Origin of the sequence: uncultured Legionella sp. (genome assembly GCF_937871865.1) — a bacterium.
Classification (GTDB): Bacteria; Pseudomonadota; Gammaproteobacteria; order Legionellales; family Legionellaceae; genus Legionella.
The window spans coordinates 1-2,384 of sequence record NZ_CALMPD010000109.1; the positions used below are offsets into that span (position 1 = coordinate 1).

A 2,384-nucleotide genomic window follows, 5' to 3' on the forward strand; every position below is an offset into this window, starting at 1 on the left:
GATTTTAGCCACGGATGGCTTAAATCAATCACGAGCTTAGCGACACTATCGTTGATTATACCTACTTAATTATAGATCAAAATTAATACCTACAGTACCCATGTTATAGTACTGAGGTTTGATTTTAACTTCCCAAGGAGCTGTTGCAGCATGTCCTGGGGAGCGGGTTGAACCAAAGGTATAACTAGTTTCGGAAAGATACAGGAATCTGTATTCAGCGAAGACACTAGTACTTGAACCAAAATCAAAGCGGAAGCCTATTTTGGGCTGTGCGGCAAAGGCAAGTGATTTATCGCTGGTTTCAGAGTAATGGTTGACTCCAATTTCCGGTGGACTGGTTTGTAATGAGCTTGCGTCAGAAATAGATACTATTGCTGAACCGATACCAACACCCACGTAAGGTTTAAAATTTCCAAAAAGTGAGTCATTAGCATTCAATACGGCATTAACAAGAAAAACCCCTGATTTTAATGGGTAATGAACTAAAAAATCATGTTCTGTCAGTCTTGTTGTATCGTTATTGATCTCATGTCCTTCCAGGGTCGCTCCGCCAATATAATAACCTTCCAACTCAACAGCCGGGGTTACTGGCATATGCATACCTATAACATTAGTCCATTCATAACCAATATGACCGCCCACCATTCCAAATGTGGTGCTGTCTGAGGTGCCAAAAGAGTTAACTGCTAAAGGACCACCTGCTGCTTCGGTAAAAAATGCTGTGCCATATTGACTGATATCAGCACTGGAGAGTCCGCCGCCGCCGCCAAAAACACCTACATAGATTTTTCCGGGGGCTACAACTGCAGGACCCATGGTTCCGCTGAAAGCGGCTGATGCTGATAACGCCAATAAACAACCAGAGATGGCTTTATAAGCTATTTTCTTACCTGTTCTTTCCAATTTCATACACTCCATTTGATGATTATATCCGATTTAAATGTTCGTCATGTATTTGTGATAATCATTAATACACAGTTGATGATAATCTGGTCTGACCTCATTTGTATAGTGGTGATTAAAATATTTTAACGGATAGGCTGTTTTAATTCGTTATTGACCACTGCAGTTGTAATATATGATGCTTCATTCTATAAAATAAAGCGATGTTAATTGATTGTAAAATAAAGCAATAATTAATGAGGTACGATTATTTGCACCGCATCTGGTGAGCCCCATATTTCTATCTAAGAAAACCTTAATAAAAAAAATTTATCATGTCTCAATCCAAATATGTTAGGGATTTAAATGCCAATTAATAACTCATCTTATTTAACTTTTGTTCATTCTCTAAAAGAGCAATCTCTGTCCACTTTAGAAGAACAAATTACAGCGAATAAAAACAATAACAAAGAGCTATTAAAACTCATGATGTCGTTTGTTTATACGTATTACAAGAATTATTACAATAAACAATAATCACAGTGAAGAGTTGGTGAGTGCACTGTCCTTTGCCAATGAATACAATTTGCAGCATCAATATGATGCTTTGATTCATAATGCGGAGCTAGTATCTGCTATCCACTTTTTAGCTAAAGAGCATAATACACATAACCTTATTTCTTTAATGAAAAACCCTGCGATATCTGCGGAACAAATTATTACTTATTGCATGGATAAGAATAAACGTCCTGTAGTGGATTATCTGTTTGACGATTTTCTTCTTAATGAGAATAAAAAAATACACACTATCAGCGATACTTTAAACGATAATGAGCTGTCTGATATTCTTCTTCAGTTCCAGAAGTTAGCGATTGAAACGTATTATTTATCGGAATTAATCTCTTCACCTGATAAATGCCATACTGTTAAGGTTCTCCTGGATGCAAAAATTGTATCTAAAGATGAAATAATCAAGACTGTATCCAGCAATTTAACTACAGAAGCAATACTCCTTCTCGACAAGAGAGGGTTAAACTCCTGTATTCCTCTTGTATTTGATAGCGATAGTATGAAGCTATTAGATTTATTAAGTCCATTAAAGTCGAAATATGCGAATCAAGTAACTGAATCAATGTTACTTAATAAGGAAATGTATACTGCGTTAATGAAGAACTCAAATCATGAGGATAAGCTCTTGATCCTTGTTACTCTTTTTAATCAGGGTTCATTTACACCAGATCGCTTTGCCCTGTTTACGGACAATGGGGCGCTTTGCAAGCATGCGGTGGCTGTTATTGAGGCCGGATATCCTTCTTGTATCAACGAAAAGACACTGCCTGATAATCTTAAATCGCCAGAAGAGTTTATGCTTAATGTTGTTTCTGAAAATTATCGTGCACTGAGAAGTAGTGCCGATTCTCAGTATTTTAAGCATAATTCTGCCTTTATGCTTGCCGCTGCAAAGAAAGATGTCAGAGTCCTTGAAATTGCTGCTGATCATC

The 2,384-nt window shown here is 37.0% G+C and carries 3 protein-coding genes; 2 read left to right on the forward strand and 1 reads right to left on the reverse strand.

Going from position 1 to position 2,384, the window contains the following annotated elements; genetic code table 11:
* Nucleotides 1–69: 69 nt before the first annotated feature.
* Nucleotides 70–909, reverse strand: a complete 840-nt coding sequence (locus Q0495_RS05945; RefSeq protein ID WP_298624089.1) for a hypothetical protein — start codon at nucleotides 907–909, stop codon at nucleotides 70–72.
* A gap of 339 nt (nucleotides 910–1,248) precedes the next feature.
* Between Q0495_RS05945 and Q0495_RS05950 the strand changes: the two genes are divergently transcribed.
* Both Q0495_RS05950 and Q0495_RS05955 read left to right on the forward strand, forming a co-directional pair.
* The gene (locus tag Q0495_RS05950; protein ID WP_298624091.1) at nucleotides 1,249–1,419 is read left to right on the forward strand and encodes a hypothetical protein; all 171 of its coding nucleotides are present in this window, start codon (nucleotides 1,249–1,251) and stop codon (nucleotides 1,417–1,419) included.
* A 16-nt stretch (nucleotides 1,420–1,435) separates the two neighbouring features.
* Nucleotides 1,436–2,384 (forward strand): hypothetical protein (locus Q0495_RS05955; RefSeq protein WP_298624093.1); only part of this gene is annotated, 949 nt, incomplete at its 3' end.